This is a genomic window from Kitasatospora sp. NPDC001159 (assembly GCF_053598235.1).
Genome location: NZ_JBSFJV010000125.1, coordinates 1 through 18,058, shown reverse-complemented (window position 1 = coordinate 18,058; position 18,058 = coordinate 1). Strand labels below are relative to the sequence as shown.

General features: G+C 71.1%; 11 protein-coding genes and 1 pseudogene. 6 read left to right on the top strand and 6 right to left on the bottom strand.

From position 1 onward, the window contains the following. Positions 1-98: 98 nt before the first annotated feature. Positions 99-302 carry a cold-shock protein gene (locus ACWC9T_RS36465; RefSeq protein WP_045694210.1) on the top strand — a complete coding sequence of 68 codons (204 nt, stop codon included), beginning with the start codon at positions 99-101 and terminating at the stop codon, positions 300-302. Positions 303-682: 380 nt separating this feature from the next. On the opposite strand, the gene ACWC9T_RS36460 is transcribed toward ACWC9T_RS36465, so the two are convergent. Both ACWC9T_RS36460 and ACWC9T_RS36455 read right to left on the bottom strand, forming a co-directional pair. Next, positions 683-2,206: a Mur ligase domain-containing protein gene (locus ACWC9T_RS36460; RefSeq protein WP_449825337.1), complete on the bottom strand. Its 1,524-nt coding sequence runs from the start codon at positions 2,204-2,206 to the stop codon at positions 683-685. A gap of 1,099 nt (positions 2,207-3,305) precedes the next feature. Then, a pseudogene (locus ACWC9T_RS36455) lies at positions 3,306-3,671 on the bottom strand (AMP-binding protein); the annotation flags it as partial. Positions 3,672-4,433: 762 nt separating this feature from the next. On the opposite strand from ACWC9T_RS36455, the gene ACWC9T_RS36450 reads away from it, so the two are divergent. The 5 genes from ACWC9T_RS36450 to ACWC9T_RS36430 all read left to right on the top strand — a co-directional run bounded on the left by ACWC9T_RS36450 (position 4,434) and on the right by ACWC9T_RS36430 (position 11,210). Next, a complete protein-coding gene (locus ACWC9T_RS36450) occupies positions 4,434-5,921 on the top strand; it encodes a hypothetical protein (RefSeq protein ID WP_449825336.1) in 1,488 nt (495 codons plus the stop codon). A 770-nt stretch (positions 5,922-6,691) separates the two neighbouring features. Continuing rightward, the gene (locus ACWC9T_RS36445; protein WP_449825335.1) at positions 6,692-7,078 is read left to right on the top strand and encodes a ricin-type beta-trefoil lectin domain protein; all 387 of its coding nucleotides are present in this window, start codon (positions 6,692-6,694) and stop codon (positions 7,076-7,078) included. A gap of 336 nt (positions 7,079-7,414) precedes the next feature. Further along, positions 7,415-8,116 (top strand): hypothetical protein, encoded by a 702-nt coding sequence (locus tag ACWC9T_RS36440; protein WP_449825334.1) that lies wholly within the window; start codon positions 7,415-7,417, stop codon positions 8,114-8,116. A gap of 238 nt (positions 8,117-8,354) precedes the next feature. Further along, the gene (locus tag ACWC9T_RS36435; protein ID WP_449825333.1) at positions 8,355-9,776 is read left to right on the top strand and encodes a hypothetical protein; all 1,422 of its coding nucleotides are present in this window, start codon (positions 8,355-8,357) and stop codon (positions 9,774-9,776) included. A 129-nt stretch (positions 9,777-9,905) separates the two neighbouring features. Then, positions 9,906-11,210 carry a hypothetical protein gene (locus ACWC9T_RS36430; RefSeq protein ID WP_449825332.1) on the top strand — a complete coding sequence of 435 codons (1,305 nt, stop codon included), beginning with the start codon at positions 9,906-9,908 and terminating at the stop codon, positions 11,208-11,210. A gap of 26 nt (positions 11,211-11,236) precedes the next feature. Here the strand turns inward: ACWC9T_RS36430 and ACWC9T_RS36425 are convergent, their stop codons facing one another. From ACWC9T_RS36425 to ACWC9T_RS36410, 4 genes are all read right to left on the bottom strand, one after another. Beyond that, positions 11,237-12,958: an RICIN domain-containing protein gene (locus tag ACWC9T_RS36425; protein ID WP_449825331.1), complete on the bottom strand. Its 1,722-nt coding sequence runs from the start codon at positions 12,956-12,958 to the stop codon at positions 11,237-11,239. 371 nt (positions 12,959-13,329) lie between these two features. Beyond that, positions 13,330-14,745: a sensor histidine kinase gene (locus ACWC9T_RS36420; protein WP_449825330.1), complete on the bottom strand. Its 1,416-nt coding sequence runs from the start codon at positions 14,743-14,745 to the stop codon at positions 13,330-13,332. Further along, positions 14,742-15,455 (bottom strand): response regulator transcription factor, encoded by a 714-nt coding sequence (locus ACWC9T_RS36415; protein WP_449825329.1) that lies wholly within the window; start codon positions 15,453-15,455, stop codon positions 14,742-14,744. The genes ACWC9T_RS36420 and ACWC9T_RS36415 overlap by 4 nt, the downstream gene beginning before the upstream one ends. Before the next feature lie 447 nt (positions 15,456-15,902). Continuing rightward, on the bottom strand, positions 15,903-17,708 hold the full coding sequence (locus ACWC9T_RS36410) for a hypothetical protein (protein WP_449825328.1): 1,806 nt from the start codon (positions 17,706-17,708) through the stop codon (positions 15,903-15,905). Positions 17,709-18,058: the final 350 nt, after the last annotated feature.

Sequence of the window (18,058 nt, the reverse complement as noted above, 5' to 3'; positions counted from 1 at the left end):
ATTTTCTGTTCCCCGGCTCTTCCCCGGCGGGCGCTCCATGCGGTGACTCGAAGCCCGCGCTGTGCGTGCTTCGGACAGTCCCTTGAAGGAGATTTTTAATGGCTAATGGCACTGTGAAGTGGTTCAACTCGGAAAAGGGCTTCGGCTTCATCGAGCAGGAGGGTGGCGGCCCCGACGTCTTCGCCCACTACTCGAACATCAACGCCAACGGCTTCCGTGAGCTGCTCGAGGGCCAGAAGGTCGAGTTCGACGTCACGCAGGGCCAGAAGGGCCCGCAGGCCGAGAACATTCGCCCGCTGTAGTTCTTCTGCCATGGCACCCGCCTAGCAGCGAGGGGCCCGCACCGCGCACAAAGTGCCCGGTGCGGGCCCCTCGGTCATCGCGCCACGGCGCATCCCTCCGGCCGTTCAGGCCCCTGATCACGATGGTCAACCACTGGGGCAGGCCAGCGTGGGCGCCCGCCGACGCCGCCTCTCTGGTTCATCGCGATGGACGACGCACGATCCGTGCACTCACTGACGGCTCACTGTCAGAAGCGCCCTGTCCAGGCCGGAGCTGGACCTCACTCCCGCCGACGGCCTGCACATCACACTCAGTCGCGTTGCGGTGGCCGGTGACAAGGTGAGGTCGGGCAGAGTGCCGAAGGTCACGGCGTCTTCTCCGCCGGGGTGGTTCGGGCGGGTCACGGCTGCTGCGGGATCGGTGCGCCCGGAGCGGCGAGGTGGAACAGCAGCCTCGGTCCGAGCCGTTCCGCCTGGTCGGTCCCGACGACCAGCACGAGGTCGCCCTCAGCGGTCGTCTCGAAGATCCGCTGCTCCAGACCGGGTTCACACGGTCGGGAGCGGACGCGGTGGACGGCTCCTGCTCCGAGCGCCCGGAGGGCGGCCTGCTCGACCTCGTCCAGCGGATCAGGTGCGAGGTGGGCGGCAAGCGGGGTGCTGATTGGCAGCAGCACCGCGTGGTCGGCATCGCCGAGAGCGGCGCCGAGTTCGGCTGCGTGCGCGCTGGTGCGGGCGATGCCGTCCGGCTCCAGGACCACGACCAGCGAGCCCTCGGTGAGCATCCGGGCGGCCGTGACGTCCTGGGCGATCTCGCGCGGGTGCCGGGCACGGGAGTCCACCACGGTGATGCCGGACTGCGTGCCAACCGTGGCCAGCGAGCGCTCGACGCCGCGGAAGGCGCCGGCTCGCTCGGCGAGGGCCCGCGGGTCCTCGCCCAGGATCAGGGCGGTGGCGATGGCGGCACACACGGCCAGCGCGTGGTGGCGGCCGGTGACCGGGAGGACGAAGGCGTGGTCCGTCCCCTCGTGTCGAAGGGTGACGCGGAAGTCCTCGCCGGTCCAGCGGGGCCTCGTGATCCACACGGTGTCGGCCGGGTCGGTGCCGACGGTGACCACATGCGGTCCGGGCCGGTCACCCAGGCGCTCGCGCAGGATCTTCACGCCGTTGTCCCAGGTGGGCAGGATGACGGTGTCGGCGCGGCGGGCGAGGCGCTCGGCGGCGTCGAGGCCCGCGATGTTGTCCTCGTAGTGCGGGGCGTTCGCGCCGGTGGACAGGATGAGCGCGGCGGCGAAGTGGGGCTCGTGGTCGAGGAAGTGCGGTGCGGGGCGGTGCTGCCAGGCGCCGGGCGGAGCGGCCTCATGGGTGGTGGTGTCAGGGCAGAAGTCCGCGACGATCCGGCCGTCCCCGGCGTGGCCGGCGCTGCCACCGCCGGCCGGGGCGTTCAGGACCCAGCCCGTCCGGCCGTCATCCAGCACGGCCGCCAGGGCGGCTGCCGCGCTCGCGGTGCTGTGACTGCCCGCCACCGCCACCGCCCCGGACCCTGCCTGGGCACAGATGGCCGTGAGCGCGACGGCCCGGCCGAGAATCGGCAGCCGCAGCACCTGGGCGTGGTCGAGTTCGGGATGTGCCCCGGCGAAGACACCCGACCACACCACGGCGGACCGGTCGGTGCGCACGTGCTCAGGCTCGAAGCCCACCCGCACCTGGACGCCGACAGCTCTCAGCGCGGCCACCGCCGGGTTGTCCCGGTCGGCCTCGGGGACGCTGCCGGTGACGTCGGCGCCGCTGCCGGCCAGCCACAAGGCCAGGCCCGCCATGCCGGGAGCGGCGACATCGACCAGGTGTACGGCCCTCAGCAGATCGGGCACGGCGGACGTGGCCGGGCCCGCGACGGGGCGGCTGCCGGGGTGGGTGGTGGGATCCATCATGGTCTCCAACGGGAAGTCTATGGAAGGAAGTTGGGGGCGATCCATCGCCGATCCGGGGCTCATGCCTGGGTGAGACCGTGCTCCAGCTCGGCGGAGGTGACGGTGGCGGCGCCTTTCGTCTCCGGGGCTCCGCCTGCGCCAGGGGTGGATGGCCGGTGGCGGGCCTGTGCCCGACCGGAGCGCGTCCGATCGGTGGACCGTGCTGTGTTGCCTCGGTCTTCTGCTGACCGCCGTTCAGCGTTGCGAGGTACTCGGTCCCGAGTTCATTGCCTATGGCGGGTGAGGCATCGTCAGGGCTGTCCGTCCGGCCTTGGACGCGCGGTGTTTTCCGCGGCTGCGGTGCCCGGGGGTTTCGGTGAGCGTCTGCGACCAGGTGGCTACCGGGTTGCCGAGCCAGCGAGTGGCCGGTGGCACCTCCTCGCCGCGCATTACCAGCGAGGCCGCGCCGACCGGCGAGCCCGGCCCGAGGGCGGCCCCAGGCAGGATGATCGAGTGCGGCCCGATCGACGAGCCCTCGGTCAGGTGCACCTCGTCCAGCCGCGGGACGGAGCCGCGGAGGCCAGCGGCAGCAGGCCGAAGCCGAACAGGCCAAGGCTGTAGACGAGTTCCCAGCGGCGCGACCGGTGATGCTCGGGGCGAGGCCAGCCGGAACGTCGCCGGCCCGCCCGGTCCCCGACGCCGCCCCGGGTGGACCGGGTGCCGACCCGGGCGCCCTCGCCGACCTCGACCGCGCCCGGTGCAGCAGGTCGCCGTCCAGCCACCAGCCGGCCAGGTCGACCTCGGGCTCGATCGAGCAGCCCGCGCCGAACCGGACGAGGCCGCTCACCGGCGGCATCGCGTGCATATGGAGGTCTTCACCGATCTCACAGCCAAGTGCTCGGGCGGCGTAGTAGCGGGCCAATGGGGTACCAGCCACTGCTGCGACGTTGAACATCGCGACCGTCCGTTCGGCGGCCCACAGCCGCAGGTGCACCGAGCCGCCGCGCGGATAGCTGCCGGGCTTCACCCCGGTGGTCAGCAGCCGGGCCGTGCCGGCCGCGAGCACCGCGCAGACCCGGGCGTCCCGCCAGATCATCTCGGCCCGCTCGTCCGGGTCGTCGGCGTCCACCGGGACGTACGCGGCGCCGACCCGCAGCACGGCGAGGACGGCGAGGTAGAGAACGGCGGTGCCGGACGGCACCCGCACACCGACCCGGTCGCCCCGGCCGATCCCCGCGGCGGCGAGCCGGCCGGCGAACTCGGCGACCTGGTGCAGCAGCGTGCGGTAGTCGAGCACCTCTCTGCCGGCGTCCAGCGCGGGGGCGCGCGGGCAGGCCTCGGCGGCCGCCACGAGGGTGTCGAGCAGCGTGCGGGCCGGGGCAGCCAGGCGAGCGGCCAGAGCGCCCCGGCAGTTACGTCTGGAGTGACCTCGCCGGGACTTTCCGCCCCGAAGCACTCGAATGTCTCCATCGCATGTCTCCATCGGCAGGGCTTCTCGACTCTCTGCCGACGGGACTCCTCATCCGCCGGCAGTCGAACGGGCGTGCAGACACCACGGCGATCACTTCGAAGTACACGGATGAACAAAGCATCAAATGCCATTCCCTACCGGGTCTGATCTGGAGTTCGATTGCGCCGTGATGGGTTGAAACCGGGTCGGTGTCCGGCCCGGCGGATCCAGTGCCGGTCGTCACCTCAGGAACGGCGGCGGGAGACCGCGACCTGGATGGCAACCGCGGGACGGGACAGGAAGGTTCCGGCCTGCGGTACGCCGCTGAGCGTATAGGCATAAAGACGTCAAGGTCCGTTGGCGGCATATGCCTTAAGAGATTGCTAAGGATTTGCTCAGTCTCGTCCGCGGCCCGCAAAGGCGCCCGCTGGGTCAGGACACTGCAGGTCGGAGCCGATGTGGCGGTGGCTGTGACGCCCTTGTCGCCATGAAGTGGATCACCGGAAGTGTGCCGGAAATGTCGGCCGTGCCCGTCGGGCCGGGTGAGCACTCTCCTGAATGAGCAAAACCTTATGTGTCGTTTAGGAATGGTGCTGAACGGAGCATCGAGTGCGTGGATCTCCTAGCATCCGTGTCACCGGCGACCGATCTGCCGGGCCGTCAGCCCGTAACCGTCCTGGCCGGCCATTGCCGGAGAACGACCGTGATTACGATCCTCCCCCTGTCGGCAATCGCCTCCTGCTTCTTCCCCGACGAGGCATCCGCCGCGCCGATGCCTCCTTCAGGAGTACTGACATGAAACACGATTCGTCTCACCATCGCGCCCCCGGTCGTAGCCGCAAGGTGATGGCGCTCAGCCTCGGCCTGGGTGGCGTGCTCACCGTCGGCGCCGCCGCCCTGGGAGTGTCCTTCGCCGCCACCACGCCCGCGCCGCCCGCCCAGCCCAACATGAACTGCACCCTGAGGGTGCCCGCCAACCCGCTCACCGCGAAGGGCCTGGCCACGCCGTACGTCCTGTCGGCCACCGACGCCGCTCAGGGGGCGTGCCACGAGGCCAACGCCAACCAGTCGGCGTTCGTCCAGGCCACCGTGGTCGACCCGGCCACCGGAGCGGTGTCCGTCTACAACCCCCTCGTGGTGGACAAGGGGACCGCGCCCGCCGCCGCGCCCGTCGTTCCGACCCTGCCGGCCGGTGCCGTCGTCGGCATCTGGTTCGGATTCAACGGCAACGTCCTGACCATGGCCGGGCAGACCGCCGCCGGAAAGTGCGTCGGCGGCACCCCGGGCGGCCAGCCGTTCGGGCAGTTCGCCTACTGCAACGCTCCCGCCTTCTTCACCGCGGCGAATGAGGCCGACAAGGCCGGCAAGCTGAAGATTCCGGCGCTGGGTACCGCCAAGGACGGCAAGCCCTGCCCGACCACCCGCGACTACGGTGTCATCGACCAGGACCAGAGCGACAACGTCACCTCCGAGTACCTGGCGACGGCGAAGGGCGCAACGGCACAGAAGACCAAGAAGAACTCCGCCGCGTTGGGCAGGAAGAGGAAGATGATGCAGCCCACCGCGTTGCTGAACGGCAGTGACAACCTGCTGCTCGACAACTTCATCGACCCCGCCCTCGGCTGCACCCCGTGGACCGCCCCGGACCTCGCCGACCCCGGCAGCAATGTCACCTCGCTCGCGCTGAACGAGCTGCAGGCGGCCAAGTTCCAGGCCGCCCCAATCGCCCTGGTCCCGCTCAGTGACCCCATGGTCCAGGAAGGCGGCATGCAGGACCCGGCCAAGGTCAACCTGTACCGCGCGGGTGTGGACCAGCCGCCGCTGGGCGGCGCCGCCAACGGTGACCCGTCGGCGTACTGCACCGGCATGACCACCGTCGGCGCCCAACGCATCGCCCTCGACAGGCAGTTCACCACCGCTGCGACCTCGCCGCAGGCCGGGCAGAACCTCTTCGACTTCCTCAGCCAGCGCTACACCGCCTCGCTTACCGGCCTTGGCTGCAAGCAGCCCGCCCCGACCCCGAGCACCGGACCGACTCCGACCGGCAACCCGAGCCCGAGCATGAGTGGCAAGCCCACTGCGAACCCGAGCCCGAGCATGAGTGGCAAGCCCACTGCGAACCCGAGCCCGAGCATGAGTGGCAAGCCCACTGCGAACCCGAGCCCGAGCATGAGTGGCAAGCCCACTGCGAACCCGAGCCCGAGCACGAGTGGCAAGCCCACCACCACACCCACCACCACGCCCATCAGCCAGTTCCCGCCCTGTTGCAACGCAGGGCAGTAGGACCGGTGCCGCCGGGCCCTTCCCCCCCGCCCGGCGGCACCCCTGCTCGTCACCCCGGACGAGCTACCGGGGTGACGAGCAGCCCGGGCGATCGCGTCGGCGCCGGCGCGTGGCCGGCCACCAGCGCCGCAACTGCCGGCGGCATAACAGCAAAGAGAGTCGTGCCAATGCACTCCAGATCACGATGTCAGCGCTGCCCTTTCGACGGGCCCGGCACCGGCCACATCTGCAATCCACGATCCGACGCCCCGTTCCCGCCGGATTCCCGCTTCGACCTGCGCATCCCGCCATACGTCCAGGACCTCGATGTGCCGGAGGCGGGAACCGAGGCGGAGACGGTCGTGTTCCCGGTCATCGGCGAAGCGGATCCGTCCGCCGAGCACCGCGCCGGTGATCCCGGTCCCGGAAGACGCCGAGATCCACAGTTATCCGGGGCCACCGCCCGCCGGCTCACCCGCAGGACGGTGCTGTTCGTCGTGCTGGCCTTGACGGTGGGAGTGGTCCTGTATACGCAGATATTGGGACTGACCGCGCCGGCCGGCCCCGCGGACGGGATGGCGGTGGCCATCCCCGGCGGCCCGCTTGTGCAGAACACTTCCTCGCTTTCGCCGTTCGCGTCGTCCTTCCCGAGCGGGTCGCCGTCCCCGCAGCCGGTCGGTAGCACGCCGAGCCCCGCCGTACCCGCGCCGGTCGGTAGCACGCCGGGTTCCGCCGTACCCGCGCCGGTCGGTAGCACGCCGGGTTCCGCCGTACCCGCGCCGGTCGGCACCGTGCCCTCGGCCCCGCCCGTAGCCGCCGCCCAGGTGCTGGTGGACGCCGCGTCCGGCAACTGCCTGACGGCCGGCCCGGACGGCAGCCTGCAGATCTGGACCTGCGACGGGCGCGCCACGCAGCAGTGGACCCGTACCGCCGCCGACGAACTGCGCACAGCCAACAGCACGCTCTGCCTTGCTCCCGTAAAGGACTCCGGGCAGGACGGCACCCGGGTGATGGCCGGCCTCTGCACCGGATCGGACAGCCAGAAGTGGACCGTGCGCCCGGACGGCAATCTGGCCAACGCCAGATCCGGGCTGTGCCTGGACGTACTTGACGGATACCGGGCCAACGGCACCCCGCTCCAACTGTGGACCTGTCCCGCCCTGGTCGGACAGCTCTGACAACTCCGGTACGGCACAACGTTGTTGGCAATCGGCTCCGGCACGTCCCGAGGCACGGCGAAGCCAGGGGTGAGCGATCCCTTAGCAGAACCGAAAGTTCCACGGAGGCGGTGTTTCGGAGAATGGACAGGCCTTAGTGTCGGTCTCAGTCAGCCCGGCTCCGAGGGCTTTCCGTACCGGGCTCGCGGTTTCCCCGACCGCTCCGCCGCACGGTCCGTCCGGCAGACGGACCACGGGCTTCACGCCCCTGGCACACACCGTGCCGCCGGCCCCCGGCTTCCTGCCGTTCCACCTGCGGCCCCTCGTGTCCCCGACCCGCACAGTGAGGATCACCCCATGAACGACATGACCGTCCCCACCGGGGCAGCCGCCCCGGAACGAGCCGCCGAGCTGCGTTGCACAGTTCGCCCGCTCTGGGAACACGTCGCCGAAGTCGGTGCCCCCATGGCGGAATCGGCCGCCGAAGCGCCGTGGCGGGTCGCCACCGACGAAGCGGTGAGCCGCCGGCCGGGGTCCCCCAGCTCCGCCACCTGTCGTACCACACCCATCGGATCACCCATCCTGGAGGAACGCAGCATGGAACGCTCATCCCGAACTCCCGCTTCCCGTCCCCGCAGTGGCGTGCGCCCGCCGACCGGCCGCCGACCGGTGGTGTACGGCCTCCTGGCCGCGGGCACGTCGGTGCTTGCCGTCGCATGCGTCCCGACCCTTCCGGCGGCAGGATCTCCCGGCGCCCCGGTGCCGTCGGTCAGCATGACCGGATCCGGTATGCCCTCCGGTAAGCCGAGCGGTATGCCCACCAGCGGAAAGTCCGGTATGCCGACGCCCAAGCCCACCGGCATGCCCTCCGGTAAGCCGAGCGGTATGCCCACCAGCGGAAAGTCCGGTATGCCGATGCCCAAGCCCACCGGTATGCCCACCGGCATGCCGGCGCCGATGCCGACCGGTATGCCCACCGGCGTTCCGACGTCGATGCCGACCGGTATGCCGACCATGACGGGTTCCGGCCCCACTCCGGTCTTCGGCAACCACTGGTAGGCCCGCCGCAGCAACCTGCCCGGAAGTTCACTCGTGCACTCAGGGCGGCGCCGATCATCCGTGCAGGTCTCCGGTGTCGCCGGAAAGTGTGTGAACCGGTCTGCCATGAGATCAGGCGGCCGCCACTCGACGAGGAGAGACCTTGAGGAAATCGAATTCACCAAGCCGTCGTTCGGCAGCGGGGGCGTTCGGGCGGCTTCGCGCCGCAGTCGCCGGGGAGGCCCCGGAGCTGCCGCGGTTGCCCGTTCCGATCCTGGCCGTCGCGCTGGTGGTGGTCCTCGGCGTGGTCGCGACCGTGTTGCAGGCTCTCCAGCTCCCGGCGACGGCGCACAACCGCAGCGGCACGGAGGCGGTGCACCGGTTCGTCGACTTCTTCTTCGGCGTGCTGACGCTGATGGCCCTCAGCGGCAGCGTCACCCTCGGCCTGCTCGCAGCCGATCGTACGATCCTGACACCACGTCACCGAGTGGTCGTCCAGGCGCTGCACCGCGCGCTGTCCACGGCCGCTGTGGTGACCCTGGTGATCCACGTCGGAAACAAGGTCGCCGAGGGCCACGCCGTGCCGGCCGCGGCCGTGGTGCCGTTCGCTCCCGGCACCCGGTTCGTGGTCGGCGTCGGCACTCTCGCCGCCGAACTACTCGTCCTCGCCGCCGTGACCGGCGCACTGCGTGGACGGTTCGCCGCCAACCCCCGCCTCACCAGGCTGTGGCGGCCCATGCACTGGGTCGCCTACGCCTCCTGGCCGCTCGCCCTCGCCCACGGACTGGAGGCCGGCCGGTCGGCCAAGGGCTGGGTCATCTGGTCCTACGGCATCAACATGGCCGCCGTCGCCTTCGTCCTGCTGATCAAGTTCCTGTACGGCGCGGGCAGGAACACCACCGGCGTCAACGCCAACCGCCGTCTGCTGGCCACCGATCTCACCACCCCCGGCGAGCGCGCGAACACCGCGACATCCGGCGACCAGTTGCCGGTCTTCGGTGAATCCTCCGCCCTGCTCGCCCTCGACGTGGACTTCCCGCCCGGCGAACCCGCGGCCACCGAAGAACCCGCGAGCGCGCAACCCGTCACCACCCAATGGGACACCGGCGAACTCAATGCCATGCTCGTCGCCGAGCGCCAGCAGTACCTGGCCGAACAGGCGGCGCTCCAACAACAGCAGCAGCAGTACCAGGCCCAGTTCGCGGTGAACGGGTGGGACACCGGCGAACTCAATGCCATGCTCGTCGCTGAGCGCCAGCAGTACCTGGCCGAACAGGCGGCGCTCCAACAACAGCAGCAGCAGTACCAGGCCCAGTTCGCGGTGAACGGGTGGGACACCGGCGAACTCAATGCCATGCTCGTCGCTGAGCGCCAGCAGTACCTGGCCGAACAGGCGGCGCTCCAACAACAGCAGCAGCAGTACCAGGCCATGCCCCAGACGCCTGCCACGTTCTGGGCCCCAGAGAGACTCGCCTCCGCGCTCGACCTCCGACAGCAGCCGGCGTACCCCCAGCCGGACGCACCCCAGGCCTTCCCCGGCCGGCCCGGGTCCGCGTATCCGGCCGGCGTCGAGGCGCAGTACCCGTCCACGGACCTGACCTGGACCACCGGTGTCCAGTGGCCGCAGCCCACCCAGCCCCAGCCGCCCGTGTACATCATCGACTCCTGGCAGAACCCCTGACGGGCGTCAACCCACCAAGCAGCGTGTCCTGCGCGATCGGCGGGCCCCGCCCAGGATTCGGATCGATGCACCGTCGATCGTATCCGTACCACCGCCTTCGACGTCCGACGACGAAAGGATGATTGACGTATGCCCAGAACCCTGAACAGGCACCAGTCCCCGGGCAGCCGAGGCCGGGCGGCCAAGCTCAGCCTGACCCTCGGTGGGCTGCTCGTCGTCGGCGCGTCCTTGCTGAGTGTCTCCTTCGCCGACACCGTCCCCGTCGCTGCCCCGCCCGCCCCCTCCGATCCGGACTGCACGCTCACCGTGCCCGACGCACCACTCACCGCCCGCGGGCTGGCCACCCCCTACGTCCTGACAGCCACCGACCCCGCCAAGGGCCCTTGCCACGAGACCAACTCGCACCAGGCGGCCTTCGTGCAGGCCACCGTGCTCGACCCGGACACCGGAACGGTCTTCGTCTACAACCCGTTGGTGACCGACAAGGGCAGCGAGCCCGCCGTCGCCCCCGTTGTGCCCAAGCTGCCCGAACACGCTGTCGTCGGCATCTGGTTCAGCTTCGACGGCAACACCCTCACCCTGGCCGGCCACGCCGCCGCCGGCAGGTGCGCGGGCCGTTCGCCGAAGCAGCCGTTCGGCCAGTTCGCCTCCTGCAATGCCGCCGAGTTCTTCAACTCCGCGTGGTCCGCGCAGAGCGCCGGTCGGCTCGTCGTGCCGCCGCTGGGCATGGCCCGCGACGGCCGCCCCTGCCCGACCACCCGCGACCTGGGCATCGTCGGGCAGGACCACGACGGCAACGTGACCACCGAGTACCTGATCACCGTGCGCGGTTCGACAGCACAGCGGACGGCCGCCACCACCGGCCGGCTGTCCGGCTCGACCGTGGTACGCAGCGCCGTCGCACCGCCCACCGGCAGCGACAACCTGCTGCTCACGAACTTCATCGACCCGGCGCTCGGCTGCACGCCGTGGACGGCTCCCGACCTGGCGGACCCGGGCAGCAAGGTCACCTCGCTCGCCCTGAACGAGCTCCAGGTGGCGAACTTCAAGGCATCCCCCGTGGGCCTGGCCCCGCTCCCCGGAAGCCCCACCGGCCGGCCGACCACGGCAGGCAAGGACCGGAACCGGCAGTTCCCCGCTGACGGTAACCCGCCGCGGGCCGACCACGCCACAACCGCTGATCTCCGCACCTACTGTCAGGCCCTCGCCACCGTGGACACCCAACGGCTCCTGCGGGACGAGGAGTTCACTGCCAAAGCCGCCTCGCCGCAGCCCGGACGCACGCTGTTCGACTTCCTGAACCAGCGGTTGGCCGACTCCTTCACTGGCCTCGGTTGCCGCCAGTTCCTCGCGCTGGCCCCCAGCCCGACGGCCGGCGGAATGCCGACCGGCATGCCCAGCCAGACCCCGACGGCCATCGGTACCCACTTCTGAGCCTGTGCCGATGTCCGGGTCCCTGGTCAGCCCATGGTGAAGAGGAAGCTGTCGGAGTTGTAGTAGTTCGGCAGGTGCACCAGGAGTGAGCCCGGGTGCGGTGGATTCTCCTTCGGCCAGTCCTGGGGGCCCAGGAGGTGTGCGGGATAGTCGCCGGAGGAGACCGGCGGCACGAACAGGAGGCGGAATGCGGCTGCCTGGGGGGCCGGAGCGAATCGCCAGAGCTGCTCGGTACGCCCGGCATCGGATCGGCAGGCCTGGAGGGTGACGGTGACGCTGTTCCCGCCCGCCGTGGTGCCGTCGAGACATGTCCCGGTCCCGGTGTTGCGCAGCTGGTAGGTGTCCTGTCCGGCTGGTAGCCGCTGCCAGCGCTGGGTGGCCTGGCCGTTGCACTGCTGGAGCTGCAGCGGGCCGGCGGTCTGCGCGGTGGTCTGCGCGGCCACCTGTGTGACGGCCTGTGCGGCGGTCGTGGGGCCGACACAGAGCTCCGAGGCGCGGTTGACGAGCGGAAGCCCGGCGACCGGTTGCGTGGGCGAAGGGGTGGTGTCGGTGGGTGTGGCGGTCGCCGGTTGCGTGGGCGATGCGGGGGTGTCGGTGGGCGCGGCGGTCGGGGCGGGTGCGGCGGCCGGGGTGGGCGGAAGGGAGGACATCGCGGCCGAGCCGATCTCCGGGGACGCACTGTCGAAGCTGTTGGTCGGCAGCGGTCTGCCGGGAGCGGGCAGGGTCGGGGCGTCGGCCGGCTGCAGATGTTCCCCGGCCCTCTCCACGGTGGTGAGGAGCAGGCCGGCGATGGCGAGTGCGGCCAGGGCCCCGGCGCCTGCCGCGGCGACGGGTATGAGCAGGCGCCGGCCGGTTCGACCGTCGGTGCGAGCCGGTCGGGGCAGGCGCCGACTCCTTTGGTGGGTACCGGGGTTGGGATCGTCGGATTTCGGATCGCCGGGTACGGGGCCCTGGGGCTCCGGCTCGGGTGCGAGGGCCACGGCCGACGGTGACGGTCCCGCGTTCCACAGCACCAGTGCCTTGAGCAGGGCGGGCCGTTGCCAGGTGCGGATGGCGTCGAGGTCCGCCCGGAGACCTCGGCAGCTCTCGCACTTGGCGAGGTGGCGGTCGAGGTCGTCGGGTTCGCCGCTGGTGGTGTGTCGGACGTGGTCGCCGAGGCGTGCGGCCAGGTGCCGGCAGGAGCGCTGGGGCGCGCGGGAGGCGTACGCCTGGAGGCAGGCGTCCTGGAGACGGCGTCCGACAGGGCTGTCGGTGCACGGGGCGGGCGACCCGGTCGTGTCGTCGAGGCGCTGCCACAGATCTTCCTGTCGTGCCGCGGGCAGGCTTTCGAACGCGCTCAGGATGAGCGAGTCCGCTTCCGCAGCGGTGAGCGCCGCGCGCGCCGACGTATCTCCGTCGCCGGGCCGGGGAAGGTCCGCGAGCCAGGCGGTGAAGGCCGGGCTCAGTGCCGATCCACGTCCCGTGTCGGCCCATTCGGCCGCCGTCCTGGTCACCCCGGCCAGCAGGCGCAGGCGGCTCGGGGCCGGGGCGCCGCCGGGGCCGTCGGCTTTCCCTGCCCGCTGCCACGCCTCGTGCGCGAGCTCCTGCGCGGCGCGGCTGTCGGTGCTGCACGTGTGGGCGTACGCCAACACGGCCTCGTGGTGGCGTCGTGTCGACTGGGTGGCGATGGGCCCGTCCGGCTGTTGGCTGCCCGGGAGCCGGTGGGCGGCATCAGCTTCCGGGATCGTCGCGGTCCCCGAATGTGGCATCTTCACTCCTGAGCATGCCGGTGGGAAGGCATGTGGTCGAACAGTCACTGCTCGGCCCCGGGTGCGGAGGTGGGGCCGGGTGCCGCGGCGGGCCGGAGGATGCCGTGGGTGAGGCAATCTCGCTCGGCGCCGTGACCAGTGGAATCCATGGCGGGCGTTCCCTGGAGGATCTCCGGATCCGGCGCCGCCAAGGTCCACCGGTGACAAGACCTTGGCGGGAAGCGGAATTTACCAGCTGGTAGCGGTCGGCGAAAGGTGATGAATCGTCAGTGTGCGAATGCGTTCGTGAGACGTTCCGTCAGTAAAGGATTCTTTCGATTGTGTTCGGGTCGCGGGCGGAAGGGAGTCGAGCCTTGCTGCGTCTCGGTCCCTCAGCCGTGCCGGCCGCGCGGCTTCTGCGCTCCCCGACGGCGGTTGCGCCAACGGCGGCCGAGGGGCCGGCGCTCCTGGGTCGCCAGTGCGAGGTCCAGCTCCACCCGTGCTCCACCCAGCGGGCCGGCCCCGATGCGGAGGCTGCCGCGGGTGGACTCGGCCGCGTTGCGCGCGATGTCCAGACCGAGGCCGGTCGATCCGGCGCCGCTGGCCCCTCGGGAGAGTGCGACGACCGGGTCCGCGATGCCCGGCCCGCCGTCCTCGACCACCAGGACGACGCTCTGGGCGGTCCGCCGTACGCTCACGGTGAAGCGGGTGCCGTCCGGGGTGTGCCGGAACACGTTGCCCACCAGGGCGTCGACTACGGCCGCGACGTGATCGGCCGGCAGCTGGACCGGCGTTGGCTCGTCGGTCGCCTCGAAAGTGCAGGCCCGGCCCTGTTGCTCGGCGAGGACGGCCCAGAAGCCGACGCGGTGGGCGGCGACCTCGGACACCTGGCATGACTCACCCGGGGCCGGGTCGAGTCGTCCGGCGCCCGTGCCGCCGGGCGCGATGCCCGACTGCGCCCTGGTGGGCCTGGTGGACAGGGGCGTGCGGGCGGCGACGATGATCGCGTCCAGTTCGGCCTCGAGTTGTTCGACCGCCTTCGCCAGCTGGGGTGCGGCCGGTGCGGAGCCGATCCGTTCGGCTGCGAGGCGCAGCGCGGTCATCGGGGTGCGCAGCCGGTGCGACAGGTCGGCGACCAGCTCCCGCTCGGTCGCCAGCAGCTGCCTGACCCGGTCGGCCATGGTGTTGAAGGCGTCGCCGACCGCCCTGAGTTCGGGCGGGCCGGTGGGTTCGACGCGGGTTCCGAGATCACCCGCGCCGAAGGCCGCCGCGGCGTGGGAGAGCTTGCGTGAGGCGCGCACCACGCGGGCGCCGAGGCGGTCGGCGACCAGCACCGAGCCGATGACCAGTCCGGTGGCGAGCAGGGCCATGATGGTCCAGGCCCGGGTCAGTCCGCGGTTCAGCTCCGAATCGGGCACGAACTCCTCGATCACGGCGATCTGGTCGTGGTCGAGCAGGACGGGCTGGAGGTAGTCCCGGCCTCCGGGAACGTCGCCGGTCAGAGTGGTCCTGCCCTGCGTCGCCCGGTTCAGCAACGGGGTTTCGGCGTGCGTGGTGCCCAGCCGGCTGCCGTCGGGCAGATGGATGCAGAGCTGGCCCGTGGTGTCCGTGCGGGCCACCGCCTTGGCGAGATCGGGCTGGTCCGGGTCCAGTGTCAGCAGCGGCATCGTGGTGTTCACGCGCTGCTCGGCGGCGAGCATCGCCTGGGTCTGGACGTGGGTGCGCAGGAGCAGAGCGAGGGGGACGAGGAACGACACGGTGACCATGACCGTCACCGCGAGTGCGACCGTGGCAAGGGCGGATCTCACCGGGGCGACACCAGCTTGACCCCCACGCCCCGGACGGTGTGCAGGAAGCGCGGCCGGGCGGCGCGCTCGCCCAGCTTCCGGCGCAGGCAGGACAGGTGCACGTCCACGGTCTGCTCGTCCACGTACGTCTGCCGCCACACCTCGGCGAGCAGCTGCCGTTTGGAGATCACCCGGTCGGCGTTCAGCGCCAGGAACGACAGCAGGTCGAACTCGCGCCGGGTCAGGCCGATCTCGCGGCGGGCGAGATGGACCGTCCGGGCGAGCGGGTCGATCCGCAGATCGCCCAGCACCAGCGGCCCAGGGCCCGCCCCGGGGGCGCCGCCCCCAGGGGCGAACGTGCGGGCGGGGCCGGTGCAGCGACGTAGTACGGCGGTCAGCCGGGCGAGCAACTGCCCGCCGGAGAACGGCTTGACCAGGTAGTCGTCCGCGCCCGCGTTGAGCAGCTTGATGATCTCGGCGTCGTCGTCCCGCGCGGTCGCCACCAGCACGGGGACCTGGGACAGTCCGCGGATCATCTTCAGCGCGTCGGCGCCGTCGAGGTCCGGCAGGCCGAGGTCCAGCACCACGGCGTCCGGCTGCCACTGGGCGACCTCGCGCAGCGCGCCGAACCCGTCGGGGGAACTGCGGACCACCATCTGGTGGCTGGCCAGCAGTTCTATCAACGAGGCACGGATGGCGGGGTCGTCTTCCACCACGAGGACGGATGTCATGGCGCACACCGTAGCCGACGGGCCGATCCGGTTGACGGTGTCTTCGAACCGGCCAGCGGGCATGGGCGGGCACACCGGGCCGGTAGGCCGGCCACGGCCCCGGTTGTCGTGGATTTCCGCTGGTCAGCTGGGTACTGCGGGCGGGATTCGGGGAAATTTAGCGGAGCCTTAGGGGCTTCTTAGCGGAGGTGTCGCGAGCGGCTTCGGCTGCGTGGCCGCGGTTGCCGGAGTAGCATGGCCCGCCCTCGGGAACTGCCCGGCGCACCGGCGCCGGCATCGGTGGACATCGGTCGTGGACGGTTCCGGCGGGCGCGGCGGGATGCCGCGCCCGCCGGGGCGGTGTTCGGATGGGAGCGGTGTTCGGACGGGGTGGGCGACACGGCGGTCGGCCGGTGCGCCGGTGCGTGCGTCCTCGGACCCGTTCGTCCTGATCGCTCGCCGACGTGGTCAGGAGACCTTGAGCGCGGTGTCGTCGATCACGAAGCTGGTCTGCTCGGCGCCCGTGGCCTCGACTCCGGTGAAGGTGATCGTCACCTTCTGGCCTGCGAAGGCTGAGAGGTCGAGGGTCTTGTGCACGTAGCCGTCGGACGCGTCCCGGTTGGTGTAGGTGGCCAGGGTGGTCGAGTTGGCCTTGACGGTCAGGGTGTCGGCGCCGGTGGACGGGTCGCAGCTGGCGACGTGCAGCCAGAAGCTGAGGCTGGCCTTGCAGCCGGCCGGCACGGTCGCCTGCTGGGACAGGGTGTCGGTGGCGGCGTAGGGGTAACCGCCCAGCCAGGCATCCCAGTTGCCCGTGCGGGGCTGCATTCCCGTGGAGTCGTAGATCACGGAGTCGGTGGCCGTCCAAGGCGCGGCCGTACCGGTCTCGAAGCCGGGATTGCCGAGCAACTGCGCCGGGGAGCAGGTGGCGGAGGGCCGGGCGGGGGTCGGCTTGCCGGTCGGGGTGGCGGTGGGCTTGGCGGTCGGTGTGGGCTTGTTCGACGGTGAAGGACCGGTGGCGGTCGGTGTCGCGGACGGTGTGGTCCTGCTCGACGGTGAAGGACCGGTGGCGGTCGGTGTCGCGGACGGTGTCGGCGTGGGCTGCTGGCAGCCGAGACCGGTGGCGGACGCGGCGAGGCGCTGGGTGAGGAAGTCGAAGAGGTTCTGGCCGTCCTGGGGTGAGGGGACGGCGGTGGTGAACTGTTTGTCGAGGTTGATGCGCTGGGCGCCGAGCGTGGTGAGGTTGGTGCAGTAGGCCGTCGGATCGCCGTTGGCCGCGGCGCCGAGTGCGGGCTGGTTCACGCCCGCGCGGTAGAGGTTGGTCTTGTTCCGGTTCTGCTGGTTGTTCTCGTTGACCATGGGGTCGCTGAGCGGGACGAGTGCGACGGGCATGGCCTGGTACTTGGCGGCCTGGAGTTCGTTGAGTGCGAGCGAGGTGACCTTGCTGCCGGGGTCGGCGAGGTCGGGGGCCGTCCACGGGGTGCAACCCAGGGCGGGGTCCAGGAAGTTGTCGAGCAGGAGGTTGTCGCTGCCGTTGAGCAGTGCGGTGGGGCGCGCCGCTCCGCCGCCGCTCATGGTGGCGAGATTCTTCGCGGTCTTCTGGGCGGTCGTGCCCTGGGCGGTGGACAGGTACTCGGCGGTGACGTTGTCGCTCTGGTCCTGGTCGACCACGCCGAAGTCACGGGTGGTCGGGCAGGGTTTGCCGTCGCGGGCCGTGCCCAGGGGCGGCACCGCGAGCTTGCCCGCCGCTTCCGCGGAGTTGGCGGCGGTGAAGAAGGCCGGCGCGTTGCAGTAGGCGAACTGGCCGAACGGCTGTCCTCCCGGGGTGCCGCCCACGCACTTCCCGGTGGCGGTCTGGCCGGCCAGGGTCAGGACGTTGCCGTTGTAGCCGAACCAGATCCCCACCACGGCGTTGGCCGGCAGCGTCGGGACGACGGGCGCCACGGCGGGGGCGGTGCCCTTGTCGGTGACCAGGGGACTGTAGACGGATATCGCGCCGGTGGCCGGATCGAGGACGGTGGCCTGGACGAACGCCGACTGGTTGGCGTTGGACTCGTGGCAGGCTCCCTGCGCCGGAACGGTCGCCTCCAACGTGTAGGGCGTGGCCAGGCCTTGGGCGGTGAGCGGGTTGGCCGGAACCTTGATGGTGCAGTTCGGGTTGGGCTGGGCCGCCGCGTCGGCGTGCGGCGCGGCCGGCGTGGTGGCGGCGAAGGACACGCCCAGGACGGCCGCGCCCGCGCTGAGTACGGCGGCGAGGCCGAGGGCGGGCCTGGTCACCCGGCGGCTTCGGCCGGGGGAGCGGTGATGAGCTGATCGTGAGGTCATGTGGGTCCTCCGGCAAGGGTGCCGTGACGGCGCGATGGAGGGCTGGGGGAGCAGCCGCACGCGGACCGCTACTCGGGTCCACGCGGAAGTCCGCTTCGGTGGCCGCAGGCGGAGAGCGAGTCTCAACCTGCTGCGAACAGCGGTGCTTTCGATCGTAGGAGGCGGGCGACGCGGATGCCGCCGGCAGAGAGATCCCCTAAACGTCGCCTAATACTGCAACCGCACTTGATCATGGTTGACTTGGCGAGTGGTTGATCTTGGGGTGGGGCAGGTCGAGGAGTGGAAGGCGGCGCTGGCGGGGT

What these genes read in the sequence shown, in the direction of transcription:
- ACWC9T_RS36415 (WP_449825329.1), bottom strand. Translation starts at nt 15,455, where the DNA reads ATGACATCCGTCCTCGTGGTGGAAGACGACCCCGCCATCCGTGCCTCG.
- ACWC9T_RS36430 (WP_449825332.1), top strand. Translation starts at nt 9,906, where the DNA reads ATGCCCAGAACCCTGAACAGGCACCAGTCCCCGGGCAGCCGAGGCCGG.
- ACWC9T_RS36450 (WP_449825336.1), top strand. Translation starts at nt 4,434, where the DNA reads ATGAAACACGATTCGTCTCACCATCGCGCCCCCGGTCGTAGCCGCAAG.
- ACWC9T_RS36460 (WP_449825337.1), bottom strand. Translation starts at nt 2,206, where the DNA reads ATGGATCCCACCACCCACCCCGGCAGCCGCCCCGTCGCGGGCCCGGCC.
- ACWC9T_RS36440 (WP_449825334.1), top strand. Translation starts at nt 7,415, where the DNA reads ATGAACGACATGACCGTCCCCACCGGGGCAGCCGCCCCGGAACGAGCC.
- ACWC9T_RS36425 (WP_449825331.1), bottom strand. Translation starts at nt 12,958, where the DNA reads ATGCCACATTCGGGGACCGCGACGATCCCGGAAGCTGATGCCGCCCAC.
- ACWC9T_RS36465 (WP_045694210.1), top strand. Translation starts at nt 99, where the DNA reads ATGGCTAATGGCACTGTGAAGTGGTTCAACTCGGAAAAGGGCTTCGGC.